The following is a 25,824-nucleotide window of genomic DNA, read 5'->3' on the forward strand; positions in this document are numbered from 1 at the left end:
GGAATGATGGCTCTTCATAATCCGGGGTGTAGGTGGGGTCTGAATCCGCCGGCTTCGAGCAGGCAGCGGGCGATGTAGTTGGTGAGGTTGCGGAAGCCGAGGGCTGATCCTCGCAGGTGTTCCAGCCGACCATTGATGGCCTCGGTGGGGCCGTTGCTGGTGCCCGGGCGCTCGAAGTAGGCCAGGACGTCGGCGGCGCGCTTCTTCATCGTGCGGCCGAGGGTGATGATCTCGATCAGCGAACCGGGGACGCCGCTGCTGATGGCCTCGATCACGGCCTGCATACGGGTGCGGCCCTGGCCGGGGTCGGGGTCGCGGTAGGCCGCGATCATCCGCTGGTAGATGGCCCAGGTGGCCTCGACCTCGACGTGCTCATCGCCGGCGAACAGGGCCTGGATGCGTGTCTTCTGTTTGTCGGTGAGCAGGTCGATGCCGGTGTGCAGGGTCCGTCGGGCCGAGTAGAGCGGGTCGCCGGCCCGGCCGCGGTGACCGTGGAGGGCCTGCTGGACCCGGCGCCGGCAGGTATCGAGAGCCTCGGCGGCCAGGCGGACCACGTGGAAGGGATCCATCACGGCGATCGCGTCGGGCAGTTCCTCGCTGGTGGCGGTCTTGAACCCGCTGAAGCCGTCCATAGCGACAACCTCCACCCGGTCGCGCCAGTCCTGGTCCTGTTCGGCGAGCCAGGCCTTGAACGCCTGCTTGGAGCGGCCCTCGACCATGTCGAGCAGGCGAGCGGGACCAGTTCCGTCGCGGACCGGGGTGAGGTCGATGATCACGGTGACGTACTTGTCGCCGCGACGGGTGTGGCGCCACACGTGCTCATCGACCCCGATCGCCCGCACCCCGTCGAGGCGGGCCGGATCGGCGATCAGGACACGGCGTCCTTCGGCCAGGACCGCGGTATTCGCGGTGTTCCACGAGACCCTCAGTCCTTCGGCGACCCGTGCCATGGACAGGTGTTGGCAGACGATCCCGACCAGGGCCCACCGCAGTCCTGCACGGGAGATCTTGGCCCGCGGCTGGGCCGCCTTGGTGGTGTCCTGGCGCCACACGTGGCCACACTCGGTGCAGCGGTAGCGCCGAACGGTGACCAGCAGCGTGGTGGGGCGCCACCCGAACGGCTCGTGCGCCAACCGCCGCAGGACCGTATCGCGCGCCACGCCCTGACAGCCGCACCGCCCACACCAGTCGTCGGGCTCGACGACCCGGCAGGCCAGAACCGTGTGGTCGGACTTCAGGAGCTGGGCGGTGACTTCCAGGCCGAGGTCGTTCAGGCGAGTGAAGGTGGTCAGGTCGGGGCATGTGAAGGTAGCGTCAGGCACGTCGAGGTCTTCTGGATGGGCTGTGTGAGAACTCCCATCTTCGGAAGGCCTCGACCCCTCTCCGGCCCCGACGCGCCGCCCAGCCTCAAGCAGCCCCTACACCCTCAACTGCGAAGAGCCGGAATGATGTACGAGACCCCGGTCAAGATCCCCTTGTACATCTCGTGCCAGACGGTCTGCTTTTTCTTGCGCTCAATCTTGGCCATGGTTCACTTCACCGCCTCGACGACTTCGTCGATCACGCGAACCGACTTCTTGATGGCTTCCGACAGCGAGCATTCCAAGGTGGGTACGGGCTCGAACCGTTCAGCGCCGGCGATGCTGACATCGGACGCGATGATCACGGCGTCAGCGCGGGCGATGTCCTGGGCGGTGATTTCGTTCTCTCTGCCGGTGCACCCCTGGGTTTCCACCTTGATCTCGATGCCACGTTTCGCCGCGGCCTTGATGAGGTTTTCGCGCGCCATGTAGGTGTGCGCAACACCAGTTGGACATGAGGTTACTGCGACGATGAACATGTTATGCTCCTCGGGTTTGAAGGGCCGATCGGATGTCGGCTTCGGTTGTGGCATTGACCAGAGCGGTTCGGAAGCCGTCGTCCATGAGCGCAGCAGCAAAGGTCGACAGCATCTTCAGGTGGGTGGTTCCGGCTTCGCGCGCAGGAACGGCCAGCATCACGACCAGATTCGTGGTCTCGTCATCATCGGCGTCCCACAGGAACGGATCCGACAGCGTGGCGACCGCATAGGCGGCTGTCGAAACGACCTCGGACTTCCCATGCGGAATCGCCAAGCCCCGACCGACTCCGGTCGAGAACGACAGCTCGCGCGCCTGCAGATCCGCTATGAACCGTTCGAGATCGGTGACCTTCCCCGCCTCGACGAACAGGGCGGCCATGGAGCGGAGGATCTCGGTCTTCGTTCGGCCGGGCAACCTGATCCGGACCAGCCGGGAATCGTACAAGTCAGTGAGTTTCATGCGTCTGACCTCCTTTGGCTAGAACGCACTGGCACAGTCCTCCCGACAGGCGTCCCAGGCATGGTTTCGGAACTGCGGCCGGCGATAGGGTGCTGTGCTACGTCAACGTTGACCGTCAACGTTGACGTAGGATAGTGGATCATGGGCTGTAAGCGCTGTCAAGATGCCGTCGAAGTGACGTAGACGACGCGGCGCAGTGCGTCCATTGGTTGAGTCCGGTCCGTCGCCGACAGATGATGGGCCGCGTGGGGCGACGACAGCCGCCAGGGAGGATCTGAGCGTGGACAGCCACCAGGTTCCGGCCCGGCCGACGATGCGAGACATCGCCGACCAGGTCGGCTTGAGTATCAAGAGCGTGTCCCGGGTGCTCAATGGCGATCCGGGGGTGTCTGAAGCGAGGGCCGAAGAGGTGCGGGCGGTGGCCCGTGAGCTGGGGTTTCGCCGTAACGACCTGGCCCGCGGTCTGCGTCTGCACGTTGGCACCGAGACCATCGGTGTGGTGATTCGGCAGGCCTCCACCCGGTTCTACGACAGTTTGATCCGCGGCATCGATGAGGTGGCCGATCGCCACGGCGCGCTGGTGCTGACGGCGACAACGCCGGGTGTCGAACGCGAGCGGTCAGCGGTGCTCGCACTGTCCTCTCGGCGGGTTGACGGGCTGATCATCGTGCCTTCGAGCAGCGATCAGTCGTATCTGCGCGCCGAGGAAGCCACCGGGATGCCGATGGTCTTCGTCGACAGGCCGGCCAAGGGCATCAGCGCCGACACGGTGCTTGCCGACAACGCTTCCGGTGGCTACGCCGCCACCAAGCACTTGATCGCTCACGGGCATCGGCGCATCGGCGTGATCGGACCCGACCACTCGGCATTCGCGCCGAAGGAACGGGTACGTGGCTACCGTGACGCGTTGAAAGGGACGGCGCCGCTCGACGAGAACCTCATGCGTCTCGACGCCAAGGGCCAAGCGGGAGCCCGGCAAGCATGTGACCAACTGTTGGCGCTGCCGGACCCGCCGACCGCCCTGTTTGCGCTCAACAATGTCTGCACCATCGGAGTCGTCCGTGCCCTGCAAGCCGCGGGGCTGTCCCATCAGATCGCACTCGTCGGATTCGACGACTTCGACACCGCGGACCTGCTGAGCCCTCCGGTGAGTGTGATCACGCAAGAGGTGGAGGAGATGGGCCGAACGGCCGCAGAAATGGTGTTCGCGCGCATCAGCGGGGAACCGGCAGCCTCGGGCCCAACACGAACAATCCTGCCGACCCAGCTGATCATCCGCGGGTCGGGCGAGATCGAGCCTGGCGGGGTGACGGGGCGACGGCACAGCGCTTGAAGTGGCACCTACGACTTGCACACGTGCGACTTGCACACGTGCTCTGGGCGACGCGGCAGAGCAACGGTCAGACAGTCAATCGACCCCCCGATCGGATCGAGGGGTGGTGTCAGGATTCTTGATCGGCGCTCCTTCGGGCCCCGCCGGCGCCTCGAAACCCGCCGGCGCCCCGAACGCCGCCCGCCGGGTCACCCGGGCGAAGGCCCGCAGCAGCCCACGCCCGAAGGCCAGCACCAGGACCGCGGTCACCACGCCGCGCGGCAGGTCCCAGCCGAGCGACGTGGTCAGCCAGAACGCCGCATAGCGACTCACATTCGTCGCCAGCGGATCCCCGGCGACGTACGACAGGCCGGTGCCGTTGGTGGTGAACGGCCAGAACCACAGGTTCATCACCAGGCCGTACGCGAGGCCGGCGACCAGCCCGTAACCGGCCAGCAGCGCCAGCCGCACTGCGCCGATGGTGCCGCTGTGCTCGATGACGCCGTTGTGCCCGCCGGTGCCGCTCCCGACCGTGCCATGCCGTCCTCCTCCGGCGCCCGGCAGCAGACCGGCGAAGGCCCCCACCCAGCCCGCCGCGAACATCTGGAACGGCAGCCACGGCCCCACGCCGGCGGTGATCAGGCCGCCGGCGACGATGGCGAGTGCGCCGAGGACGAACCCGAATCCCGGTCCGAACGCGTAACCGGCGAGGACCAGCAGGAAGAAGCTCGGTTCCAGCCCCGCCACACCGGGCGAAATGGCCCGCAGTCCGGCGCCGACCGCGGTGAGCATGCCGAGCAGGGCGACGACCTTCGCATCCATCCCGCCCTCGGACAGCTGGGCCAGCACCACCCCCGCCAGCAGCGGCAGCACCAGCACGAACAGCCACGGCGCGTCCTGGGTGTGGCTCACCGCGCTCGCCCCGCCGGCCTGGACGACCGGCGTGAGGAACGGCCAGGCGAAGCCGAGCAGCCCGACCAGCGACGCGGCGACCAGCACCGCGACCGACCGGCGGCCGAGCGCCACCAGCGGACGCCGGGCCCCGCCCCGTCGAGCTTCGCCCGGGCGGGCCCCGCCCTGTCGAGCGTTGCCCTGGCCCCCGGTCATGCCGCCGCCCGGGCCGCGGTCACCTGGCCCACCGTCAGGTACGGGAGCGGGGCGAGCACCTTGGCGACCTGCGGAGCGAACATCGGGGAGCCGGTGACGACCCGCTGCGCCGGTCCGTCGGCCACCGCCTCCCCGTCGGCGAGCACGACGACCCGGTCGGCCACCGCCGCGACCACCTCGACATCGTGGGTGGACAGCAGGATCCCGTGCCCCTCGGCCGCCAGACGGGTCAGCTCGGCGCACAGCCGTTCCTTCGCGGCATAGTCCAGCCCCCGGGTCGGCTCGTCGAGGACCACCAGCGCGGGCGCCCCGCTGAGCACCACGGCCAGCGCCAGGCACATCCGCTGCCCTTCCGACAGGTCACGCGGGTGACGGTCGGCGGGGACATCGGGCGCGAGTTCCGCGAGCAGCGCCGCACAGGTGCCCGGCGGGACGGAGAAGTCCCGGTCGGCGGTGGCGCACTCCTCGGCGACGGTCGAGGCGTAGAGCAGGTCGGCCGGATCCTGGGGGACCATCCCGACGCGCCGTACCAACTCGTGTGGGGCGGCCCGGCGGGGCTCCAGACCGTCGACGTCGACCGACCCCGAGGTCGGGGCGATCAGCCCGGCGAGCACCGACAGCAGGGTGGACTTTCCGGCGCCGTTGCGGCCCATCAGCGCGCACACCTCGCCGGCCCGCGCGGTGAAGTCGAGACCCCGCAGGGCCTCCACCCGCCCGTACCGTACGGTCAGCCCGCTGGCAGCGGCCAGCGTCCGGCCGGGTGTGGCGGTGCCGGCGAGGCGCTGCGGCGGCAGGTCGGGGAGTTCGGCGCGGAGCGTACGGGCCCGTCGGCGGGCATCGCGGACGGACAGCGGCAGCGGCTCCCAGCCGGCGAGCCGGCCGAGCCGGACGATCGGCGGGACGACGGTGGCCTCAGCCATCACCTGATGCGGATCGCCGGAGCGGAGCAGCCGGCCGGCGGCGATCTCGGCGATCGTGTCGGCGTACTGGATGACCCGCTCCAGCCGGTGCTCGGCCATCAGGACGGTCATCCCGAGGTCGTCCACCAGCCGGCGGATCGCCGCGAGGACCTCCTCGGCGGCCTGCGGGTCGAGTGCCGAGGTCGGCTCGTCGAGGACCAGGACCCGTGGATGCGCGGTCAGCGCGGCGCCGATCGCGACGCGCTGCGCCTGCCCACCGGACAGCGCGGTGAGCGGGCGGCGGCGCAGGGCGGCCAGGCCGAGCAGGTCGAGGGTCTCCTCGACCCGGACCCGCATGGTCTGCGGCCCCACCCCGAGGGACTCCATGGTGTAGGCGAGTTCGTCCTCGACGGTGTCGGTGACGAACGTCGCGGCCGGGTCCTGGCCGACCAGGCCCACCACGTCGGCGAGGTCGCGGGGCTGCCACTGCGCAGTGTCCCGCCCGTCGACCCGGACCCGGCCGCTGAGCAGACCGCCGGTGAAGTGCGGCACCAGCCCGTTCGCGGCGCGCAGCAGGGTGGACTTCCCCGAGCCGGTGGGGCCGACCAGCAGTGCCAGTTCACCCTCCTCGACGTGCAGGTCGACGTCGTCGAGGGTGAGCGCCGGTGCACCGGCGTAGCGCAGGGACACGTGGTCGAAATCGATCATCACGAGACCATCTCCGTGGGCGGTTCGGTGGCGGGAGGAACGGGATCGGGCACGGTACCCGGGGCGTAAGGTGCAGCATCCGGAGCGTACGGTGCAGTGCCCGGGGCGTACGGCGCCGCGACCGCGGGCAGCAGCCCGACCAGGACGGCGACCAGGGGCAGCGGATGCAGCGGCGGGACCGCCAGGGCGCCCGGCATGGTGAGCCCGCCGACGCCGCGCAGCGAGCACCAGACCAGCACCCCGGCGACCAGCGCCCCGGAGCCGGCGACGAGCCATTCCGGCAGCGCCCACGGGTCGGGCCGGTAGCGGGTCCGGACGGCCCGGGTGCGGCCGGCCAGCAGCGCGCCGGTGACGAGGGCGACGCCCGCGATGACCGCGCCCAGCGACAGGGCCGGCCCGATCGACGCCGACAGCAGGCCGTACAGGCCGACCAGCAGGCCCAGCGCGCCGAGCAGGCTGAGGGCGCTGATCATCCGGCGCCGCGGGCCGGCCAGCTGCCGCATCCGGCCGTAGCCGCGGGCATCCATCGCGGCGGCCAGGTCGACCGAGCGGTCGAGGGCGGACTCGAGCACCGGCATCGCCGTGGTCCGGAAGAAGTCCCGGGCCCGCACCCGGCGGCCGCGCAGCCGGCGGGCGTGGTGCACCCGCCGCGCATCGATCACCAGCTGCGGAGCGAAGGACAGCGCCACCACCAGGGCGACCTGCACCTCGTACAGGGCGGCCGGGGCGAGCCGCAGCATCCGGCGCGGCGCGGCCAGCGCGTTCGCCGCGCCGAAGCAGATCAGGATCACCGCCAGCTGCCCGCCGGCGTACACCGACGACAGCAGCGCCTCCCAGGTGACCGGGCCGCCGAGCTTGATCCCCACCACCCAGTCCGGCAGCGGCACGAGCGGCAGGGTGACCAGGACGTGGGTGCCCTGGGTCTGGGTGGCGAGGACCGCCTGGATCACCACCCGCAGCCCCAGCACCACCAGGGCGATCCGGACGAACAGGGCGTACGCCCGCGCCCACGGTGCGTCGGAGCGCTTCAACGTCACCACCAGGCCGGCGACCAGCGCCAGCAGGACGAGCAGCACCGGGTTGTCCGTACGGCTCGCCGCGATGCCGAGGCCGAGCGCCCACCACCACCACGCCACCGGGTGCAGGTCCCGCGGGTGGCGTGGGTCGTGGGCGCTCGTACGGCGGCCGACGGTCACGAGAGGCGATTCGATCGGGGGACGGTCGTGCCAGCAGGTCAGGCCGTACGACGCCGGCGGGCGACGACGACGCCGGCGCCGGCGAGGAGGACGACGATCACGCCGACGGTGACCCAGGCCCACACCGGGGTGGCCGGGGCGGCGTTGCCGGCCGCGGCGGTCAGCGACGGGACGACGGCCGGCTCGGTCGACGGCACGGTGATGTCGGCGACCGGGTCACCGCAGCCGGTGGCCGGGAAGCCCGCGACGCCACAGACCATCCCGCTGGAGTCGGTCCGTACGTCGGTCGCGGCCTGCAGCACCTGGGTGGCGGTCGCGTCGGTCGGGGCGACCACGCACGTCGCCGTCACCTGGCCGGGGGTCGTGCCCTGCGGGGCATCCTCCGCCGTGCCCGGGTCGATGATCAGCCCGACCCGCTTCTGCCCGTCGACCGGGCGCACCTTGCCGCAGATCTCGTTGAACGGCGGGATCGTCCGCGGCGGGCGGGAGCTGGTGGCGCCGGAGACGGCGAATCGCCAGCCCTGGACCGATCCGTCGGCCGGGGTGGTGGTGCCCGGGGCGGTCTGGGAGAACGTCCACTGGCCGTTGTCCGCCTGATAGAAGCCCCAGTAGCGGTAGCCGTCCTCGGCACGAGCCACCCCGGTGCCGAGCGGCGCCACGAAGAGGGCGAGCGCGGCAAGAGTGACGAGCGCCCAGCGATGGCGGGACGGGTGATGACGGACGGACATCGGGCCTCCTGGCGACGATGTGGATGCGCGCGGGCCAGGACGGCCGGCTCTCTCGCAGTCCACGACGAGTGATTGAGCGGCTCCCGTTCCGGTGTTCCGGCTCGCCCGCGGCAGCGGGACTAACGGTTGCGGGTCAGCGCCGGCTTCTCACCGGCTTCCCCGGAACGCGAGTATTCCGAGGGGCGATTCTACACGCGACGGCCGGCGGCAGCACGGATGGCCGAGGCAGCACGGTCGGGCAGGGTCAGCACGGTCGGGCAGGGTCAGCACGGTCGGGCCGAGGCAGCACGGTCGGGCCGAGGCAGCACGGTCGGCCCCGAGCGTTGCGCAGCGACCGTACGGTCCGGGCGGTCTACCGTGGGTCCGGTGGCGCCCCTTGACGTGATCGTGATCATCGTGGCCGGCCTCGCCGCGGGCACCATCAACACCGTCGTCGGGTCCGGCACGCTGATCACCTTTCCGACGCTGCTGTTCCTCGGCTATCCGCCCGTCGCGGCCAACATCTCCAACAGCCTCGGGCTCAGTTTCAGCGGCCTGACCGCGACCCAGGGTGCCCGGGCCGAGATGGATGCGGTGGGGCCGGTGGTCCGTCTGATGCTGCCGGCCCAGCTCCTCGGGTCGGCCCTCGGCGCCGGGCTGCTGCTCGTGCTGCCGCCGGAGGCATTCACCGCGATCGTGCCGGTGCTGATCGTTCTCGCCGCACTGCTGGTGGTCCTCGGCCGTCGGATCAACGGCTGGCTCGGCCTGCACCGGGCCGATGCCCCCTTGTCGGGCGGCCGCCGGGTGGGCCTGCTCGTCGGTGCTCTCTTCACCGGCGCGTACGGGGGCTATTTCGGCGCCGCCCAGGGCGTCCTGCTGATCGGGCTGCTCAGCGCCCTCACCGGCCTGTCGCTGCTGAGGATCAACGTGGTGAAGAACATCCTGGCGCCGGCGGCGAACTTCCTCGCCGCCCTGGTGTTCGTGGTCGTCGCCTGGCACCAGGTGCGCTGGGCGGTCGCCGGACTGCTAGCGATCGGGGCGCTCGGCGGCGGCTGGCTGGGGGCCCGGATCGGCCGTCGCCTGCCGCCGGCCGTGCTGCGGGCGTTCATCGTGCTGGTCAGTGTGGTGGCCGTGGTCAAGCTGGTCTGGTTCGGCTGACGGGCCGCCGGGTAGGTTGGCTCCGATGCTCCTCGTCGATCCTCCGCTGTGGCCGGCCCACGGCACCCTGTTCGCCCACCTGGTGTCCGACACCTCGCTGGCCGAACTGCACGGTTTCGCCGACGTCCTCGGGCTGCCCGTGCGGGCCTTCGACCGGGACCACTACGACCTGCCCGCGTCGCGCTATGCCGACGCGGTCGCCGCCGGGGCACGCGAGGTGAGCCCGACCGAGGTGGTCCGGGCGCTGCGCCGGGCCGGGTTGCGGCGGACCAAGCCCCAGGCGCTGGCCGCCGAACGGCGCCGCGACGACCTGCTCCGGGCCCAGTGGGCCGCGCTGCTGCCCCGCGCCGTCGATCTCGGCGAGGACCTGTTGGGCCGCTGGTCGGAGCCGCACCGGCGCTACCACACCCCGCAGCACCTGGCCGAGCTGCATCGGGCGATGGAGGAACTGGTCGCCGACCTGCGTCGTGGCACCGACCCGGGGCGTACGCTCCGGCTGGCCGCCTGGTTCCACGACGCGGTGTACGAGGGCCGTCCGGGGGACGACGAGGAGGCGTCGGCCGTCCTCGCGGAACGGTCGCTGGATGGGCTGGTGCCGGCCCGCGAGGTCGAGGAGGTGGCGCGGCTGGTGCGGCTCACCGCGGCCCATCGGCCCGCCGACGGCGACCCGGCCGGTGACGTGCTCGTCGACGGGGACCTGGCGATCCTCGGCGCCGACGAGGCCCGCTACCTGGAGTACACCCGGCAGGTCCGGGCCGAGTACCAGGACGTTCCGGCCGAGGACTTCCGGCGGGGCCGGCTCGCCGTGCTGCACCATCTGGCCGGGCTCGATCCGTTGTACCGTACGCGGTCCGGTCAGGCCTGGTGGACCGATCCTGCGCAGGCCAACCTCGCCGAGGAAGAGCGCCGCCTGCGGCGTGCCTGACGCGATCCGTCCTCGAGCCCCCTCGCTCCGTTCATCAGCCCGCCCTAGGCAGGGGCCAGCGGCAGCAGGACGGTGAAGGTGGTCCAGGTGTCCGGGTCCTCGGCCTCGGCTCCGGCGAGGTCGTCGGCGCACCGCGAGGTCACCGTGACCTGGCCGTTGTGTGCGGCCACCACGGCGGCGACGATCGACAGACCGAGGCCGGTGCTGCCGTTGGGGGCCGAGGCGTCACGGATCCTGGACCGCGAGGAGTCGGCACGGACGAACCGGTCGAAGACCTGCCCGATCACCGCGCTGGGAATGCCCTGCCCGTTGTCGTGGACGGTGAGGATCGCCTCCTGGGCGCCCCACCGGGACGGTACGGAGGTGACGGCCACCCCCGCCGTCACCAGGGTGTCGGGCGGGGTGTGGGTGCGCGCGTTGGCCAGCAGGTTCACCACCACCTGGTGGAGCTGGTTGCGGTCGCCGATGACGACCACCGGCTCGGGCGGGACGTCGAGGGACCAGCGGTGGTCGGGGCCGGCCGCGTGGGCGTCGGCGACGGCGTTGACCACGATCTCGGTGAGGTCGACAGGCTCGGCGGCGGGAGCGGACCTGTTGTCGAGCCTGGCCAGCAGCAACAGGTCCTCCACCATGGCCGACATCCGGGCGGCCTCGGCGTCGATCCGGTCGAGCGAGCGGGCGGTCTGCGGGGACATCGTGCCCCGCTCCCGGCGGGTGAGCTCAGCGTAGCCGCGGATCACCGCCAGCGGGTTGCGCAGCTCGTGGGAGGCATCGGCGACGAACCGGCGGACCCCCGACTCGGACGCCTGTCGGGCCTTCAGGGCCGCCTCGACGTGGCCCAGCATCTGGTTGATCGCCTCCGCGACGTCGCTCACCTCGGCGGCGTGGGCGGAGCGCGGTGGCGAGACGCCGCGGCCCAGGTCGACGTTGCCGTGCTCCAGCGGCATCGTCGACACCTCGCGGGCGACCGCCGCCAGATCGGTGAGCGGGCGCGTCTTGCGTACGACGATGACGTAGACGGTGACGACACTGACGGCCACCGCGAGCAGCGAGAGGATCGCCACCGTCCAGACCAGGGTGACCACCGCGGTCCGGGTCTCGGTCAGCGGCAGGCCGATGATGACGCGATCGGTGCCGTCCTTGACCGCCATCGCACGGTAGGGGCCGAGCAGTTCGAGGTCGACGTTGTGGGCGCCGGTGCCGACGGGCAGGTTGTAGAGGGCTCGCAGGGCGGCGTTGCTGGGCACCGGGTGGATGCCGTCGGTGGCGAGCATGCCGTTCTGGGCGATGGTGGTGACCTTGCCGTCGGCGGCCACCTCGTCGGTGATGACGACCACCACGGTGCCGATCGGCTGGCCCGGCAGGTCGATGCCGCCGGGGAAGGCCTCACCGGGGTTGTTCGCCGCGTTCTGTTGACGGGCCAGGGCACTGGTGAGGCGGGCGTCGAACTGTCGCATCAACACGCCGTGGGCAACGAGCGTCGTGACCAGGCCGAGAGCGATCGCGACGACCGCGATGATGCCGCTGACCTGCACCACCAGGTTCCGGGTCAGGGTGCCTCGGGCGGGCAGCGGGCCGGCGCCCACCCGGTGCGGGGCGGCGGTGTCCGGGTGGGCGCGGGCCGGTGGTCCGCCGGACGCGGACGGGTCCAGCACGGCACCGGCGGACCGGGTGCCGGTGCGCCGCCGACGCCGGCCGCCCACCAGCCCGCCGAGGGCCGCCGGGGGAGGTTGCGGCGGCGGCGCGGGCACGTCACTCATCGGCCGGGCGCAACATGTACCCCGCGCCGCGCAGGGTGTGGATCATCGGCTGGCGACCGACGTCAATCTTCTTGCGCAGGTACGAGATGTAGAGCTCGACGATGTTCGCCTGGCCGCCGAAGTCGTAGTTCCACACCCGGTCGAGGATCTGGGCCTTGCTGAGCACCCGGCGCGGATTGTGCATCAGGTAGCGCAGCAGCTCGAACTCGGTGGCGGTGAGGTGGATGGAGTCGCCACCGCGGGTGACCTCGTGGGAGTCCTCGTCCAGGGTCAGGTCGCCGACCACCAGGGTCGAGGTGTTGACCGCCTGGGAGGCGCCGGTGCGCCGCAGCAGGGCGCGGAGCCGGGCGATCACCTCCTCGAGGCTGAACGGCTTGGTGACGTAGTCGTCCGCCCCGCTGGTGAGCCCCTCGATCCGGTCGGCGACCGCGTCGCGGGCGGTCAGGAAAATCACCGGCAGGTCCGGTTGGTCGGCGTGGATGCGGCGCATCACCTCGAGGCCGTCGAAGTCGGGCAGCATGATGTCGAGCACCGCGGCGTCGGGACGGACCTCGTGGGCCACCTGCACGGCCTCCTGACCGCTTGCCGCGGTCCACACCTCCCACCCCTCATAACGCATGGCCATCGACAGCAGCTCGGTCAGCGCCGGTTCGTCGTCCACCGCGAGGATGCGGATGGGGGAGCCGTCGGGGCGGGAGAGGGTGCCGTGGGAACGGTCGGTCATAGTCATGAGACTGCCACGCTGATCGATGGGTGGAGTCATTAAATCTGTGTGTCAGCTGTGAATGGCATGTGTGTCTGAGGGGTTGCGGGGTTCCGCCACAGCTCGAAAGGCTGCCGACGGAACCGGCCGCCTCTAATGTGGGCCCGTGGAGATTTCTGGACCGGGAGAGATGTTCGACGTACGTGCCGAGATCGAGCGTCTGCGCGACCGCGTCTACGAGCTCGAGCAGCAGGTCGCCTGGCTGCTGGACAATGCCGGTCGCGAGGCCGCCGAGAAGTCACTCGACGAGGCGGTGCACGATGCGCTGGTCCAGCGCAGCTACATCGATGCCGTGATGCTCTACCGCGAACGGACCGGGGCGGGGCTCGCCGAGGCCAAGCAGTACGTCGACCGGCTGCGCCGGACCGGGGTGCTCGGCAACGAGACCGGGGTGCTCGGCAACGAGGACGAGGCGATCGCGGTGACCGGTGACGGCCTGGCGGCCGCCGAGGCCGTCGACCGTCCGGGAGCGACCGAGGCCGGGTCCGTCGAGCCGTAGGCCCGTCGTCCGGTGCGTCCGTCGGTGCGGCCGACCCTCAGTGGTCCGCGACGACGACCGTGATCGGCTTCCGCCCCGGCAGGGCCACGGTGACGCGTTGGCCGAGCTGCAGCTGACGTCCCCGGCGGGTCTCCACCTCGCCGTCGACGCGTACGTGGCCGCCCTGGATCAGCGTGCGGGCCTCGCCGCCGGTGTCGACCAGATCGGCCAGCTTGAGGAACTGCCCGAGACGGATCGCCGGCGCGTCAGGGGCCTGGCCGGCCGGGCCGTGTGGGTCGGGGCTGTGCCGGTCTGGGTCGTGTGGGTCTGGGCGGTGCGGGTCGGGACTGTGCTGCATGCGCCCATTGTCCAGCCGCGGCCTAGGGTGGCGGCATGACCGCCACGGTACGTACGCTCCTCGACGACCTCGGATCGCCTGTCCGGCTGCCGGCCGACGGACCGCGCCGGATCGTGTCGCTGGTCCCGTCCCTCACCGAGGCGCTCGCGGTGACCGTCCCCGACCGTCTGGTCGGTGCCACCGACTGGTGCATCCGGCCCGCGGACCTTCGGGTGGCGCGGGTCCGGGGCACCAAGAACCCCGATCTCGCCGCCATCGCTGCCCTCGAACCGGACCTGGTGGTGTGCAACCAGGAGGAGAACCGGCGCCTCGATGTCGAGCGGCTGCGGGAGCGCGGGATCCCGGTCTGGGTGACCGTGATCGAGTCGGTGGAGCAGGCGATCAGCTCGATGCGACGGCTGTTCGTGGCAGGTCTCGGGGTCGGTGAACCCGGCTGGCTGGTCGAGGCCGCCCGCGCGTGGGAGATCGGATCGGTGTCTGGCGGGCCCTCCGCCGCTCGGCCCCGGGTCGCCATCGCGATCTGGCGCGACCCGTGGATGGTGGTCGGGAGTCGTACGTACACGGCCGACCTGGTCGACCGGCTCGGCTTCGACAACGCCTTCGGCGAGGCGGTCGACCGCTACCCGCATGTCGAGGTCGCGGCGATCCGTGCGGCGGCGGACCTGGTGGTGCTGCCCGACGAACCGTACGCCTTCGGCCCCGACGACGGCCCGGAGATGTTCCGCGGTGGGGCCGATGCGGTGCCCACCGTCTGCCTCGACGGCCGCGCCATCACCTGGTACGGCCCGGCGATGGTCGGTGCCCGGGCGTACCTGGAGGACGTCCTCGGGCCCTGGCGCGGCTGACAGGGGAGCCTGTCGGCTCTTACCGCTGGGTGACTACCGTGCAGGGTGTCCGCATCAACAAGGAGGTCAGATGTCCACCACCGTACGTGCCTGGGGAGCTCCCGGGGCCGGCAAGCCGCTCGAGCCGTTCACCGTGGAGCGCCGTGATCTGCGTCCCGACGACGTGCAGATCGACATCTCCTATTGCGGCATCTGCCATTCCGACGTCAGCACCGTCACCGGGGAGTGGGGCGACCGGCAGTGGCCGCTGGCGCCCGGCCACGAGATCGTCGGCGTGGTGTCCGCGGTCGGCGCGGCGGTGACGCAGTTCCAGGTGGGTGACGTCGCGGGTGTCGGCTGCATGGTCGACAGCTGTGGTGAGTGCGAGTACTGCCTGGCGGGCGACGAACAGTTCTGCGACCGCAAGGTGCTCACGTACGGCCAGACGATGCCGGACGGGGAGTACACCCAGGGCGGCTACGCCCAGCAGATCGTGGTCCGCGAGGCGTTCGCCCTGCATGTCCCGGAGACCATGCCGCGGGAGAACGCCGCGCCGCTGCTGTGCGCCGGCATCACCACGTATTCTCCGCTGCACCACTGGGGCGTCGGCGAGGGCAGCCGGGTCGCCGTCGTCGGCATGGGCGGCCTGGGACACATGGGCGTCCAGATCGCCGCGGCGATGGGCGCCGAGGTCACCGTGCTGTCGCACAGCCCCGCGAAGAAGGCCGACGCGCTGCGCTTCGGCGCCGCCGACTACGTCGCCACCTCGCAGGACGGCGCCCTCGCCGGCGCCCGCGGCCGCTTCGACTTCGTCCTCAACACCGTCGCCGCGCCGCTCGACTTCGCCGCCTACCTCAACACCGTCCGCGTCGACGGCGTGATGTGCAACGTGGCCCTGCCGCAGGAGCCGTTCCAGGCGCCGGTGCGGATGTTCACCAATCACCGCCGCTCGTTCGTCGGGTCGCTGATCGGTGGCATCGCCGAGACCCAGGAGATGCTCGACTTCTGCGCGGAGAACCGGATCGGCGCCCAGGTCGAGGTGATCGCGGCCGATCAGGTCAACGAGGCGTACGACCGGATGATGCAGTCGGACATCAAGTACCGCTTCGCGATCGACGCGTCGACCTTCTGAGAGGCTCTTGTTTCCTAATGGTGTGAGGTTTACCTTCTACATGTAGGAGGTGAATGTGGTGAGCGTCACATCTGGTCAGCGCCGTCAGCTCCGACGTCAGGCCACCATCGACGAGATCGTCGGCCATGCCGTGGACATCATGACGACCGATGGCGTCGCGGGTCTGTCCCTGGGAGAGATCGCGCGTCGGATGGGCGTCCGTACACCGTCCCTGTACACCTACGTGAGCTCCAAGGATGCGCTCTACGACGAGCTGTTCCGACGGGGGTGGGAAGCCACCCTGGCCGCTCTCAACGATGTCCGTGTCGACCTCGGACCGGTCACCCGGGAGACCGACCCGGTCTCCCGGGCGGTGACCCTCGCGGAGGTCATCACCCGATGGGGGGTGACGAACCATGCGCTCGGGCAGTTGATGTTCTGGCGTCCCGTGCCGCAGTTCACCCCATCCGTCGAGGCGTACGCCCCGTCGCTCCGCGTCGCTCAGGTCGCCCGGGAGGAGATCCGTGCCTGGATCTCCGCCGGCTGCCTGGATCCGCTCGTCGACCCGGACCTGCTGGCCGAGGCGATCATCACGGTCATCGCCGGCGTGATGACACGCAAGGTCGTCAACGAGCCCGGCGCTCCGTACGAGGACGGGCCGATCGCCCCGGTCCTCCCGTACCTCATCACGCACATCGTGAGTCCGTATGTCAGGAGTCGTCCATGAATGCCGGTGGACGTCGCGCGGAGGAGGTCCCGCTGACCGGTCTCGACCTCGGCAGGTCCGTCGTCCTCGCCCAACGGACGCGCCTGCTGGAGGAGCTCCGTGCGCTCAGCCCCGAGCAGTGGCTGGTGCCCACGGAGTGCCCGCTGTGGCGAGTCCGGGACATGGTCTGCCATGTGGTGGCGGCCATGGACGAGCACCGCCATCCTCAGTTGTTCGTCTACCACGCCGCTGTGGGGCTCATCCGGCATCGGGGCAGGGGACTGCTGGATGCCATGAACGAAGCCCAGATCGACGACCGTCGCTGGGCGCCCGTCGACTCGGTCCTTGCGGATGCCGAGAGGTTGGCGCCGACCGCCTTCTTCCCCAAGGGCCTGCACCGCGTGCTCGTCAACGACGGCTCGCTCCCACCTGGGTCCGACATCTACTACCTCCAGTACGTGATCGAACCGCGCGACGTGTGGATGCATCGCCAGGACATCGCCCGCGCCACCGGGGGAGTCGTGACACCTGATCACTCGGACACCGAGATCGTCGCCCAGGTGGTGCGTGATCTCGCGCGTCGCTGGGCCGGGCCTGCCGTTCAGCTGGAGCTGGTCGGCTCGGGTGGTGACACGTTCCTGCTGGGCGGCGGCGGTCCGGTTCCGGTCGTGGTCCTCGACGTCGTCGCCTTCCTCCGCCACCTGTCCGGCCGCGAGGCAGGATCCGGCTGGCTCGACACAGTTCCGCCGCCTCTTGCTCGCGCCCTGGGCGACGCTCGCGTCACCTTCTGACGCCCCTCCGACGTACGACACGGTGCTCTTGCCGCACCCGCCGGACGTCGATGATCCCATCCATCTGAGCCTCCTCGAGGAGACCCTCGACAACCAGGGGACATCATGACCATCGATCCATCAGGGCCTACCGACACCCGCAGCATGACCATCGCTCATTCGGCGATGCGCCGCACGCTGGTCCGGGCCCGACTCGTCCTCGCCACCCCCGGGACGCTGACGCAGCAGCGCCGCCGCGCCGTGGCCTTCGAGCTGCAATGGCTGGTGGAGTTCATCCTCCACCATCACGCCGGGGAGGACAGGGAGATCTACCCCAACCTGCCGGCCGACGACCCGCTGGCGCGTGACCTGATCCGGCGGATGGGCGAGGAACACGAGGTGATCCACCCGCCCATGGACGTGTTGACCGATGTGGCCGGCCGGTTCGCCGACGGCCGGGCGTCGGCGTCCGAGGTGCTGGCGGCGATCACGGCGTTGGAGGCGCCCTTGCTGTCCCATCTGGCCCGAGAAGAACGAGAGGCGATGCCGTTGGTCAGCCGATCGGTGACCCATGCCCGGTGGCACGAGATGGAGCGACGTGCCTGGGTCGATGATCTGTCCCCGGCCCAGCGTGCGGCGTACGGTCTGTGGCTCGTCGACTCCCAGACCCCCGACGACGCCGCGATCATCATGGCGAACGTGTCCAAGGTGCAGGAGCTCGCCCTCAAGGCGATCTTCGGCGGCAGCTACCGTCGCCGGCGTCGGCGTGCTTGGGGCGGCACCCCTGCCGATGCGGTCCCGGCGCTGTCGATCGAGCAGCAGGCCGCGTGGCCGACGCCCGTGTCGCGGTAGCCCGCACCGCACCCACGTGTGGGGCCGTCCCTTCGGACGAGCCCACACGTGAGTGACAATAGGTCCACCTGGAGGGTTGTATGGTCTGTGCCACATTCTTGGGCCTGGACAGGCGACCGCGTGATCTGCGAGCCCCCTGGTCAGGGCTCACGCACGTCGGGCCCGGTCACCAGGAAATCCCGGCGCCGGGCCCGACGTGCACACCTCACGGAGCGACCGTCAGAGCGCCCCGTAGACGGTCCTGGCCTTCTCCAGAGCGGTGATGTAGCCGGCCCGCTGGTAGGCGTTCTCGTCGTCGTGGCGCACCGACAGCTGACCGCGGAACGCGTCGAGGGAGTCGAAGCCCTTGGTCTCCATCCAGTCCTCCAGGCCGTTGAGCAACTGGCGGCCGTATTCGGAGCCGTTGCGCACCAGGGCGGAGGTGCTCATCACCACGTCGGCCCCGGCCAGCAGGTTGCGGACCAGGTCGTCCGCGTCGCGTACGCCCGAGGTGGCGGCCAACGAGCAGCCCACCCGGCCGCGCAGCGCGGCGATCCAGGTGCGCGGCAGCCGGCCCTCGTACTGCGACGACAACACCACGTCCGGCTCGACGTCGACGGCGTCGATGTCGATCTCCGGCTGCAGGAAGCGGTTGAACAGCACCAGACCGTCCGCACCGGCGTCGGCCAGCTGCAGGCACATGTTGCCGACCGAGCTGAAGTACGGCGACAGCTTCACCGCGACCGGGATCGACACCGCCTGCTTCACCGACCGGACGATGTCCAGGTGGCGCTCCTCCACGTCGCGGCCGGACAGCGACAGGTCGCCCACCACGAAGTAGATGTTGAGCTCGATCGCGGCGGCACCGGCGTCCTGCAGCTGGCGCGCGTACTGCGTCCAGCCGCCCTGGGTCGACCCGTTGATCGACCCGATGACCGGCACCCCCGCCACCGTCGCGCCCTCCTCGAGGAGCCGCAGGTAGGCCGACGGCACGTCATCGCCGGCCACCCCGGGCAGGTCGGGGAAGTACGACAGGGCCTCCCCGAAGGCATCGGCGTGCTGCTCCTCGAGGGCCAGGTCCAGCTCGGCCTGCCGCCGGATCTGCTCCTCGAACACCGAGTAGAGCACGACCGCACCGACCCCGCCGTCAGCGAGGCGCCGGATCCCGTCCACCGTCTGCGACAGCGGACCGGCCGAGGCGACCAGCGGGTTGCGCAGCGGCAGCCCGAGGTACGTCGTGCTGAGGTTCATCTCATCATCCCTTTCGTGCGTCCGCGGCGAACCGGTCGGCGCCGCGGGTGGCCATTTCCTCGTACGACTGCCAGCGTCGGTCGGCCGACTCCTGGCCGAGCTCGAGCAGCCGCTCGGCCTCCGCGGGGTCGGACTTCTGCAACATCCGGAAGCGCAGTTCCTTGGAGCGGTACTCCCGCAGCGGGATCCGCGGGCGCTGGGAGTCGAGCAGGAACGGGTTGCCACCCTCGTCGCGGATCACCGGGTTGTAACGCATCAGCGGCCAGTGACCGGTGTTCACCGCAAGATACTGCTGGTCGAGGCCCTTGCGCATGTCGATGCCGTGCGCGATGCAGTGGCTGTACGCCAGGATCAGCGACGGGCCGTTGTAGGCCTCCGCCTCACGGAACGCCCGCAGTGTCTGCTGCGGGTCGGCACCCATCGCGACCCGGGCGACGTACACGTTGCCGTACGCGATCGCCTGCATCGCCAGGTCCTTCGACTGGGTCACCTTGCCGGCCGTGGCGAACTTCGCCACCGCGCCCAGCGGGGAGGCCTTCGAGGCCTGGCCGCCGGTGTTGGAGTAGACCTCGGTGTCGAGCACCAGGACGTTGACGTCGCGCCCGGAGGCCAGCACATGGTCCAGACCGCCCGATCCGATGTCGAAGGCCCAGCCGTCACCGCCGACGATCCACACCGACCGGCGGATCAGGTGATCGACCACCGACCGCAGATTGTCGACCTTCTCCTGGTGGTAGGCGTCCAGTCCGCCGGCCTCCAGCTCGTCGAGGCGGGCCTTCAGCAGGTCCACCCGGGCGCGCTGGGAGGCGAAGTCGGACTCGCTGAACTGCGGTGCCTCGAGCAGGGAGTCGACCAGGTCGCCGCCGGCCAGCTCGCGCAGCTCGCCGGTCATCTTGCGGGCCTGGGCGGTGTGCACGTCCGCGGCCAACCGCAGCCCCAGACCGAACTCCGCATTGTCCTCGAACAGGCTGTTCGACCAGGCGGGGCCGCGGCCCTCGGCGTTCTTCGCCCACGGGGTGGTCGGCAGGTTGCCGCCGTAGATCGACGAACAGCCGGTGGCGTTGGCGACGGTCGCCCGGTCACCGAAGAGCTGGGTGAGCAGCTTGACGTACGGCGTCTCGCCGCAGCCGCTGCAGGCTCCGGAGAACTCGAACAGCGGCTCCAGGAACTGGGTGCCGCGGACGGTCCCGAAGTCCACCCGGGTGCGGTTGTTGGTCGGCAGCGTCTTGAAGAACTCGATGTTCTCCTTCTCCTGCTCCAGCCGCGGCAGCACGTGGGTGAGGTTGATCGCCTTCTTCTGCGGCTGACCCAGCGGGGAGACCGGGCAGGCCTCGGTGCACAGCCCACAGCCGGTGCAGTCCTCGGCGAACACCTGCAGGGTGAAGCGGGTGTTCGGCAGGCCGGCGGCGGCCAGCTCGGCGGACTGGAAGCCCTCCGGGGCGTTCTCCAGCAGCTCGGGGGCGTAGAACTTCGACCGGATCACACCGTGAGGGCACACGATCGAGCAGTTGCCGCACTGGATGCAGGTCTCCGGGTCCCACTCGGCGACGATCTCGGAGACGTTGCGCTTCTCGTACTGCGTGGTCCCCGACGGGTAGGTGCCGTCGACCGGCAGCGCGCTGACCGGCAGCGTGTCACCGCGGTCGGCCATCATCACCGAAGTGACCGTACGGACGAACTCCGGCGCGTCGGCAGGGATCGGGTTGCGCAGACCGTGGTCGGAGGTGACCTGGCCGTGGATCGTCACCTTGTGCAGATGCTCCACGGCCATGTCGACCGCGGCGTGGTTCTTCTTCACCACGTCCTCGCCCTTGCGGGAGTAGGTCTTGGTGATCGACGCCTTGATCCGGGTGAGCGCCTCGTCCCTCGGCAGCACCCCGGAGATCGCGAAGTAGCAGGCCTGCAGGACGGTGTTGGTCCGGTTGCCCATGCCGGCGCTGCGGGCCACCGCGGTGGCGTCGATGACGTACACCTCGAGGTCCTTGGCCAGGATCGTCTCCTGCATCGGCTTCGGCAGCCGGTCCCAGACCTCGTCGACGCCGTACGGGCTGTTGAGCAGCAGTACGGTGCCGCGCCGGGCGAAGGTCAGGGTGTCGACGTTCTCCAGGATCGACCAATGGTGGATGCCGATGAAGTCGGCCTTGGCCACCAGGTACGGCGCGTCGATCGGCTTGGGGCCGAAGCGCAGGTGGGAGGTGGTCCGCGAGCCGGACTTCTTCGAGTCGTAGACGAAGTAGCCCTGGGCGTAGCGGTCGTCATCGGCACCGAGGATCTTGATGGTGTTCTTGTTCGCGCCGACGGTGCCGTCGGAGCCGATGCCGTAGAACACCGCGCGGCGGGTCTGCGGGTCCTCGATGTCGAGGTCGGCGTCGTACGCCACGGACAGGTGGGTGACGTCGTCGTCGATGCCGACGGTGAACCGCGGCCGCGGCTCGTCGGCGGCCAGCTCGTCGAAGACGCCGACCAGCATCGCCGGGGTGACGTCCTTGGAGCCCAGGCCGTAGCGGCCGCCGTGGACCCGCGGCATGGTGGCCCGGGCGCCGGTGGCGTACGCCTCGCCGAGCGCGGTGACCACGTCGAGGAACAACGGCTCACCGTTGGAGCCGGGCTCCTTGGTGCGGTCCAGCACGGCGATCCGCTGGGCGGTCGCCGGGATCGCGGCGAGCAGTTCGGCGGTCGGGAACGGCCGGTAGAGCCGGACGTTGATCACGCCGACCTTCTGGCCGTGCGCGTTGAGGTACTCGGCGGTGGCCCGGGCGGTGTGCACCGCCGAGCCCATCAGCACGATCACCCGGTCGGCGTCGGGCGCGCCGGTGTACTCCACCAGGTCGTAGCGACGACCGATCCGCTCGGCGAACTCGTCCATCGCCGCGGCGACGATGCCGGGCACCGCCTGGTAGTAGCTGTTCGACGACTCCCGGGCCTGGAAGTAGACGTCCGGGTTCTGCGCGGTGCCGCGGATGAACGGGTGCTCCGGGTCGAGGGCGCGGCGGCGGTGCTCGCGGACGAGCTCCTTGGGCACCAGGGCGCGCAGGTCGTCGTCGGAGAGCATCTCGACGGTGTTCAGCTCGTGCGACGTACGGAACCCGTCGAAGAAGTGCAGGAACGGCACCCGGGAGCGCAGCGTGGCGATCTCGGCGACCGCCGCCATGTCGTGGGCCTCCTGTGGGGAGCAGGAGGCGAGCAGCGCGAAGCCGGTCTGCCGGACCGCCATCACGTCCTGGTGGTCACCGAAGATCGACAGGCCCTGGGTGGCGAGCGCCCGGGCGGCGACGTGGAAGACCGTGGAGGTCAGCTCGCCGGCGATCTTGTACATGTTCGGGATCATCAGCAGCAGGCCCTGCGAGGCAGTGAAGGTGGTGCTCATCGCACCGCCCTGCAGGGCGCCGTGCATGGCGCCGGCGGCGCCGCCCTCGGACTGCATCTCGATCACGCTGGGCACGGTGTCCCAGACGTTGCGCAGGCCCTTCGCGGACCATTCGTCGCACAGTTCGGCCATCGTCGACGACGGGGTGATCGGGTAGATGGAACAGAGTTCGTTGAGTCGGTAGGCCACCGAGGCGGCGGCCTCGTTACCGTCGATGATCTTGCGCATCAGAGTCCAATCCTGGTCGAGGCCTCGTGGGACTGTGCGGCGGCCGCCAGGTCGGGCGGCAGCGCGACCCCCTCGGGCACCATCTCGATCGCATGGACCGGGCACTGCTCGACGCAGGTGGCGCAGCCCGTGCACTTGTCGTAGTCGAAGCGGTAGCGGTGGCCCTTGCCGAGCCGGATCACGGCGTCCTCGGGGCAGGCGCCCAGGCAGCCGTTGCACTCGAAGCAGTTGCCGCAGGACAGGCAGCGCTGCGCCTCGAACAACGCCTGGTCGGGGGTCAGCCCGCCGACGATCTCACCGAAGTCGGACAGCCGGGTCTCCGCGTCGAGTTCCGGCTGGGTGCGCTGGGAGTCGCTGTCGCGGAAGTACCACAGGTTGAGCTTGTCGAAGGTGGCCTTCGGGTGCTTGGGGGCGTCGGCGACCTGTCCCTGGGTGAGGTACATGTGGATGTTGTGCGCGGCCCGCTTGCCGTGGCCGGTGCCGACGGTGACCGTACGCTCCGAGGGGACCGCGTCGCCGCCGGCGAAGATGCCGGGGACGTCGGACATCAGCGTCTGCGGGTCGACCTGCAGCGTGTCGTCCTCGAACCGCAGGCCGCGGATGTTGTGCAGGAAGCCGGTGTCCGGCTTCTGGCCGACGGCCATGATGACGGTGTCGGCGTCGAGCTTCTCGAACCGGCCGGTGCCGCGCGGGCGGCCGTCGTCGCCGAGTTCCATGATCTCGACGGTGAGGTCGTCCCCCACCTCGGTGATGGTCTGCAGCCAGTTGATCCGGACGCCCTCGCGCTCGGCGGCCTCCGCCTCGTCGGCGTGCGCCGGCATCTGCTCGCGGGTGCGGCGGTAGATGATCGTGGTCTCGTCGGCACCGAGCCGGCGGGCCGTGCGGGCCGCGTCCATGGCGGTGTTGCCGCCGCCGTAGACGGCCACCTTGCGGCCGATCAGCGGCCGTCCGCCGCCGGCCACATCGCGCAGGAAGGAGACCGCGTCGACCATCTTGGAGGTGTCCTGGGCCGGGATGTCGACCTTCTTGGACAGGTGGGCGCCGATCGCGATGAAGCAGGCGTCGAACCCGCCCTCGGCCATCTCCAGGGCCAGGTCGTGCACCGGGTGGTTGCAGCTGATGGTGACGCCCAGGGTGACCAGCCGGGCGATCTCGGCGTCCAGGACGTCGCGGGGCAGCCGGTACTCCGGGATGCCCCAGCGCATCATGCCGCCGGGCTTGTCGGAGGCGTCGCGGATCTCGACATGGTGGCCGAGCCGGGCCAGGTGATAGGCGGCGGAGAGCCCGGACGGGCCGGCACCGATCACCAGCACCTTGTTGCCACTGGGATGGCTCGGTCTGTCGAAGTTCCACCCGCGTTCGATCGCCAGGTCGCCGAGATAGCGCTCGACGGCGTGGATCGAGACGGATTGGTCGAGCTCCGCCCGATTGCAGGCGACCTCACACGGGTGGTAACACACGCGGCCGTGGATGGCCGGGAAGGGGTTGTCGTCCGTCAGCTGGCGCCAGGCGTCGTACGCCCGGTCCTGCTTGATCAGATACAGCCAGTTCTGGATGTTCTCACCGGCGGGGCAGCCCGCATTGCACGGGGGGAGCAGGTCCACATAGACCGGTCGGCGAGATCGCTGGGGGGTGACCCGTCCTTGCGTAGCGCCGAGGTCGGGGAGCTTGGTGACGTCCTTGCGGCTCTGCATGGCGCCACATTACTACTGACTGTCGTACCTCTTGGCACACAGGTTTGCGGACAATTCACAGTTTGTCCGCCGACGGCCTCCGGGGGTCGTGCCGGACGGATCCCGCGGGCTGGTGGCGGCCGGATGGCACGCCGCGCGATGTGATGAATCTCTCGTTGCGGGGGCTTTCAGGATGTGGCCGTGAGGGCCTCGGGGGTGACGTTCGCCAGCGCGTGCGCCACCGCGCCGAGCACGTGGGCGCGGGCGCCCAGCTCGGCCCGGACGATCTCCAGGGAGCGTACGGCGCCGGGGATCCCATGCAGGCGTACGGACTGCCGCATCGGGTCCAGCAGCAGCTCCTCGGCGGCGGACAGCTCGCCGCCCACGATGAGCAACTGCGGGTTGACGATGTTGCAGAGGTTGGCGACGGCCAGGCCGGCCACCCGGCCGGTGTCGCCGAGCACCCGCCGGCAGCCGGGGTCGCCCTCGCGGGCGAGCTCGACGATCCGCGGGATGGTCATCCGGCCGCGGGTGGGGGCAAGCAGGTCGATGACGTGGGCCGAGCTGGCCACCGTCTCCAGGCAGCCGCGGTTGCCGCACTGACACATCGCGCCGGACTCGACGACCGTGGTGTGGCCGAGCTCGCCGGCCGACCCGGTCGCGCCGCGGAAGATCTCCCCGTTGAGGATCAGCCCGGCGCCGATGCCGTTGGCCATCTTGAGGTAGACGAGGTTGCGGATGTCGCGGCCGGCGCCCCAGGTGGCCTCGCCGACCGCGCCCAGGTTGGCATCGTTCTCGACCAGCACCGGCAGGCCGAGCACCTCCTCGGCGCTGCTGGCCAGGTTGACCCCGTTCCAGCCGGGCATCAGGGTGGAGGCGCTGATCGACCCGTCGGCGTCCACCGGAGCGGGGATCGACAGACAGGCGCTGATCACCCGGGTGCGAGGCTGCCCGAGCCCGTCCAGCAGGGAGGTGAGGATGTCGTCGGCGGCGCCGAGCCCCTTGGTGAGCGAATGACCATGGGGGAGCGTACGGTGCTGCTCCGCGACCACCTGGTGGGCCAGGTCCGCCAGGGCGACGTGCACGTGGTCACGGCCCATGTCGATCCCGGCGACCAGCCCGGCGGAGGACGACAGGGCGACCAACTGGCCGCGCCGGCCCTGTTTGTCGGTCTCCATGTCCACCACGCCCGCCTCGAGCAGGGTGTGCACGATCTTGGAGACGGTCGAGGGGGCCAGCGACGTCCGTCGGGCCAGCTCTGCCTGGGTCAGTGCGCCGCGGCTGCGCAGCGCCTCCAGGACCCGGGCCTCGTTGGCGCTGCGCAGCGCCGACTGCGAACCACCGGGGCCGAAACCCTCCGGAGAACCTTCATTGGTCGACGACATGCGGAAA

At 70.5% G+C, this 25,824-nt stretch carries 23 protein-coding genes and 1 riboswitch; of the genes, 9 read left to right on the top strand and 14 right to left on the bottom strand.

The features are described from left to right. Positions 1 to 14: 14 nt before the first annotated feature. The 3 genes from R0146_RS06685 to R0146_RS06695 form a co-directional block, all read right to left on the bottom strand. Positions 15 to 1,322 carry an ISL3 family transposase gene (locus R0146_RS06685; RefSeq protein ID WP_317689725.1) on the bottom strand — a complete coding sequence of 436 codons (1,308 nt, stop codon included), beginning with the start codon at positions 1,320 to 1,322 and terminating at the stop codon, positions 15 to 17. A 209-nt stretch (positions 1,323 to 1,531) separates the two neighbouring features. Further along, entirely contained in the window at positions 1,532 to 1,840 is a 309-nt protein-coding gene (locus R0146_RS06690; RefSeq protein WP_317692083.1) for a PTS fructose transporter subunit IIB, read from the bottom strand. A 1-nt stretch (position 1,841) separates the two neighbouring features. Then, positions 1,842 to 2,300 (bottom strand): PTS sugar transporter subunit IIA, encoded by a 459-nt coding sequence (locus R0146_RS06695; RefSeq protein ID WP_317692084.1) that lies wholly within the window; start codon positions 2,298 to 2,300, stop codon positions 1,842 to 1,844. 280 nt (positions 2,301 to 2,580) lie between these two features. On the opposite strand from R0146_RS06695, the gene R0146_RS06700 reads away from it, so the two are divergent. Further along, entirely contained in the window at positions 2,581 to 3,633 is a 1,053-nt protein-coding gene (locus R0146_RS06700) for a LacI family DNA-binding transcriptional regulator (RefSeq protein ID WP_317692085.1), read from the top strand. 75 nt (positions 3,634 to 3,708) lie between these two features. Here the strand turns inward: R0146_RS06700 and R0146_RS06705 are convergent, their stop codons facing one another. From R0146_RS06705 to R0146_RS06720, 4 genes are read right to left on the bottom strand one after another with little or no spacing between them, the layout of a single operon-like run. Continuing rightward, positions 3,709 to 4,719 (bottom strand): ECF transporter S component, encoded by a 1,011-nt coding sequence (locus R0146_RS06705; RefSeq protein ID WP_317692086.1) that lies wholly within the window; start codon positions 4,717 to 4,719, stop codon positions 3,709 to 3,711. Continuing rightward, complete coding sequence (locus tag R0146_RS06710) at positions 4,716 to 6,326, bottom strand: ABC transporter ATP-binding protein (RefSeq protein ID WP_317692087.1); 1,611 nt, start codon at positions 6,324 to 6,326, stop codon at positions 4,716 to 4,718. The genes R0146_RS06705 and R0146_RS06710 overlap by 4 nt, the downstream gene beginning before the upstream one ends. Then, positions 6,326 to 7,522, bottom strand: coding sequence for a CbiQ family ECF transporter T component (locus R0146_RS06715; protein WP_317692088.1), 1,197 nt, complete (start codon positions 7,520 to 7,522; stop codon positions 6,326 to 6,328). The genes R0146_RS06710 and R0146_RS06715 overlap by 1 nt, the downstream gene beginning before the upstream one ends. A 38-nt stretch (positions 7,523 to 7,560) precedes the next feature. Next, positions 7,561 to 8,250, bottom strand: coding sequence for an SCO2322 family protein (locus tag R0146_RS06720; RefSeq protein WP_317692089.1), 690 nt, complete (start codon positions 8,248 to 8,250; stop codon positions 7,561 to 7,563). A 90-nt stretch (positions 8,251 to 8,340) separates the two neighbouring features. After that, positions 8,341 to 8,410: riboswitch (cobalamin riboswitch) on the bottom strand. Positions 8,411 to 8,616: 206 nt separating this feature from the next. On the opposite strand from R0146_RS06720, the gene R0146_RS06725 reads away from it, so the two are divergent. After that, positions 8,617 to 9,387, top strand: a complete 771-nt coding sequence (locus R0146_RS06725) for a sulfite exporter TauE/SafE family protein (protein ID WP_317692090.1) — start codon at positions 8,617 to 8,619, stop codon at positions 9,385 to 9,387. A 25-nt stretch (positions 9,388 to 9,412) separates the two neighbouring features. Then, positions 9,413 to 10,312, top strand: a complete 900-nt coding sequence (locus R0146_RS06730) for a DUF4031 domain-containing protein (protein WP_317692091.1) — start codon at positions 9,413 to 9,415, stop codon at positions 10,310 to 10,312. A gap of 44 nt (positions 10,313 to 10,356) precedes the next feature. Here R0146_RS06730 and R0146_RS06735 read toward each other — a convergent pair whose 3' ends face one another. Next, complete coding sequence (locus tag R0146_RS06735; RefSeq protein ID WP_317692092.1) at positions 10,357 to 12,072, bottom strand: sensor histidine kinase; 1,716 nt, start codon at positions 12,070 to 12,072, stop codon at positions 10,357 to 10,359. Then, the gene (locus tag R0146_RS06740) at positions 12,065 to 12,796 is read right to left on the bottom strand and encodes a response regulator transcription factor (protein WP_317692093.1); all 732 of its coding nucleotides are present in this window, start codon (positions 12,794 to 12,796) and stop codon (positions 12,065 to 12,067) included. The genes R0146_RS06735 and R0146_RS06740 overlap by 8 nt, the downstream gene beginning before the upstream one ends. A gap of 145 nt (positions 12,797 to 12,941) precedes the next feature. Here R0146_RS06740 and R0146_RS06745 point away from each other — a divergent pair, with 145 nt between their 5' ends. After that, complete coding sequence (locus R0146_RS06745) at positions 12,942 to 13,334, top strand: hypothetical protein (RefSeq protein WP_317692094.1); 393 nt, start codon at positions 12,942 to 12,944, stop codon at positions 13,332 to 13,334. A gap of 37 nt (positions 13,335 to 13,371) precedes the next feature. Here the strand turns inward: R0146_RS06745 and R0146_RS06750 are convergent, their stop codons facing one another. Beyond that, a complete protein-coding gene (locus tag R0146_RS06750) occupies positions 13,372 to 13,569 on the bottom strand; it encodes an RNA-binding S4 domain-containing protein (protein ID WP_317692345.1) in 198 nt (65 codons plus the stop codon). 137 nt (positions 13,570 to 13,706) lie between these two features. Between R0146_RS06750 and R0146_RS06755 the strand changes: the two genes are divergently transcribed. The 5 genes from R0146_RS06755 (at position 13,707) to R0146_RS06775 (ending at position 17,934) form a co-directional block, all read left to right on the top strand. Further along, positions 13,707 to 14,516: a helical backbone metal receptor gene (locus R0146_RS06755; protein ID WP_317692095.1), complete on the top strand. Its 810-nt coding sequence runs from the start codon at positions 13,707 to 13,709 to the stop codon at positions 14,514 to 14,516. Positions 14,517 to 14,586: 70 nt separating this feature from the next. Beyond that, the gene (locus R0146_RS06760; protein ID WP_317692096.1) at positions 14,587 to 15,627 is read left to right on the top strand and encodes an NAD(P)-dependent alcohol dehydrogenase; all 1,041 of its coding nucleotides are present in this window, start codon (positions 14,587 to 14,589) and stop codon (positions 15,625 to 15,627) included. Between the two features lie 58 nt (positions 15,628 to 15,685). After that, entirely contained in the window at positions 15,686 to 16,333 is a 648-nt protein-coding gene (locus R0146_RS06765) for a TetR/AcrR family transcriptional regulator (RefSeq protein WP_317692098.1), read from the top strand. After that, on the top strand, positions 16,330 to 17,103 hold the full coding sequence (locus R0146_RS06770; protein WP_317692099.1) for a maleylpyruvate isomerase family mycothiol-dependent enzyme: 774 nt from the start codon (positions 16,330 to 16,332) through the stop codon (positions 17,101 to 17,103). Before R0146_RS06765 ends, R0146_RS06770 begins: the two co-directional genes overlap by 4 nt. Before the next feature lie 144 nt (positions 17,104 to 17,247). Continuing rightward, positions 17,248 to 17,934 carry a hemerythrin domain-containing protein gene (locus tag R0146_RS06775; protein WP_317692100.1) on the top strand — a complete coding sequence of 229 codons (687 nt, stop codon included), beginning with the start codon at positions 17,248 to 17,250 and terminating at the stop codon, positions 17,932 to 17,934. Positions 17,935 to 18,153: 219 nt separating this feature from the next. On the opposite strand, the gene R0146_RS06780 is transcribed toward R0146_RS06775, so the two are convergent. From R0146_RS06780 to R0146_RS06795, 4 genes are all read right to left on the bottom strand, one after another. Beyond that, the gene (locus R0146_RS06780; protein ID WP_317692101.1) at positions 18,154 to 19,164 is read right to left on the bottom strand and encodes a dihydroorotate dehydrogenase-like protein; all 1,011 of its coding nucleotides are present in this window, start codon (positions 19,162 to 19,164) and stop codon (positions 18,154 to 18,156) included. A gap of 4 nt (positions 19,165 to 19,168) precedes the next feature. Next, entirely contained in the window at positions 19,169 to 22,759 is a 3,591-nt protein-coding gene (gene nifJ, locus R0146_RS06785) for a pyruvate:ferredoxin (flavodoxin) oxidoreductase (protein WP_317692102.1), read from the bottom strand. Continuing rightward, on the bottom strand, positions 22,759 to 24,453 hold the full coding sequence (locus R0146_RS06790) for an NAD(P)-binding protein (protein ID WP_317692103.1): 1,695 nt from the start codon (positions 24,451 to 24,453) through the stop codon (positions 22,759 to 22,761). The genes nifJ and R0146_RS06790 overlap by 1 nt, the downstream gene beginning before the upstream one ends. 167 nt (positions 24,454 to 24,620) lie before the next feature. After that, a complete protein-coding gene (locus tag R0146_RS06795) occupies positions 24,621 to 25,817 on the bottom strand; it encodes an ROK family transcriptional regulator (protein ID WP_317692104.1) in 1,197 nt (398 codons plus the stop codon). Positions 25,818 to 25,824: the final 7 nt, after the last annotated feature.

It is taken from the genome of Raineyella sp. LH-20 (assembly GCF_033110965.1).
In the GTDB taxonomy this organism is placed as follows: domain Bacteria; phylum Actinomycetota; class Actinomycetes; order Propionibacteriales; family Propionibacteriaceae; genus Raineyella.

What these genes read in the sequence shown, in the direction of transcription:
- R0146_RS06780 (WP_317692101.1), bottom strand. Translation starts at nt 19,164, where the DNA reads ATGAACCTCAGCACGACGTACCTCGGGCTGCCGCTGCGCAACCCGCTG.
- nifJ (WP_317692102.1), bottom strand. Translation starts at nt 22,759, where the DNA reads ATGCGCAAGATCATCGACGGTAACGAGGCCGCCGCCTCGGTGGCCTAC.
- R0146_RS06790 (WP_317692103.1), bottom strand. Translation starts at nt 24,453, where the DNA reads ATGCAGAGCCGCAAGGACGTCACCAAGCTCCCCGACCTCGGCGCTACG.
- R0146_RS06690 (WP_317692083.1), bottom strand. Translation starts at nt 1,840, where the DNA reads ATGTTCATCGTCGCAGTAACCTCATGTCCAACTGGTGTTGCGCACACC.
- R0146_RS06695 (WP_317692084.1), bottom strand. Translation starts at nt 2,300, where the DNA reads ATGAAACTCACTGACTTGTACGATTCCCGGCTGGTCCGGATCAGGTTG.
- R0146_RS06760 (WP_317692096.1), top strand. Translation starts at nt 14,587, where the DNA reads ATGTCCACCACCGTACGTGCCTGGGGAGCTCCCGGGGCCGGCAAGCCG.
- R0146_RS06795 (WP_317692104.1), bottom strand. Translation starts at nt 25,817, where the DNA reads ATGTCGTCGACCAATGAAGGTTCTCCGGAGGGTTTCGGCCCCGGTGGT.
- R0146_RS06705 (WP_317692086.1), bottom strand. Translation starts at nt 4,719, where the DNA reads ATGACCGGGGGCCAGGGCAACGCTCGACAGGGCGGGGCCCGCCCGGGC.
- R0146_RS06730 (WP_317692091.1), top strand. Translation starts at nt 9,413, where the DNA reads ATGCTCCTCGTCGATCCTCCGCTGTGGCCGGCCCACGGCACCCTGTTC.
- R0146_RS06710 (WP_317692087.1), bottom strand. Translation starts at nt 6,326, where the DNA reads ATGATCGATTTCGACCACGTGTCCCTGCGCTACGCCGGTGCACCGGCG.
- R0146_RS06775 (WP_317692100.1), top strand. Translation starts at nt 17,248, where the DNA reads ATGACCATCGCTCATTCGGCGATGCGCCGCACGCTGGTCCGGGCCCGA.
- R0146_RS06735 (WP_317692092.1), bottom strand. Translation starts at nt 12,072, where the DNA reads ATGAGTGACGTGCCCGCGCCGCCGCCGCAACCTCCCCCGGCGGCCCTC.
- R0146_RS06740 (WP_317692093.1), bottom strand. Translation starts at nt 12,796, where the DNA reads ATGACCGACCGTTCCCACGGCACCCTCTCCCGCCCCGACGGCTCCCCC.
- R0146_RS06755 (WP_317692095.1), top strand. Translation starts at nt 13,707, where the DNA reads ATGACCGCCACGGTACGTACGCTCCTCGACGACCTCGGATCGCCTGTC.
- R0146_RS06720 (WP_317692089.1), bottom strand. Translation starts at nt 8,250, where the DNA reads ATGTCCGTCCGTCATCACCCGTCCCGCCATCGCTGGGCGCTCGTCACT.
- R0146_RS06770 (WP_317692099.1), top strand. Translation starts at nt 16,330, where the DNA reads ATGAATGCCGGTGGACGTCGCGCGGAGGAGGTCCCGCTGACCGGTCTC.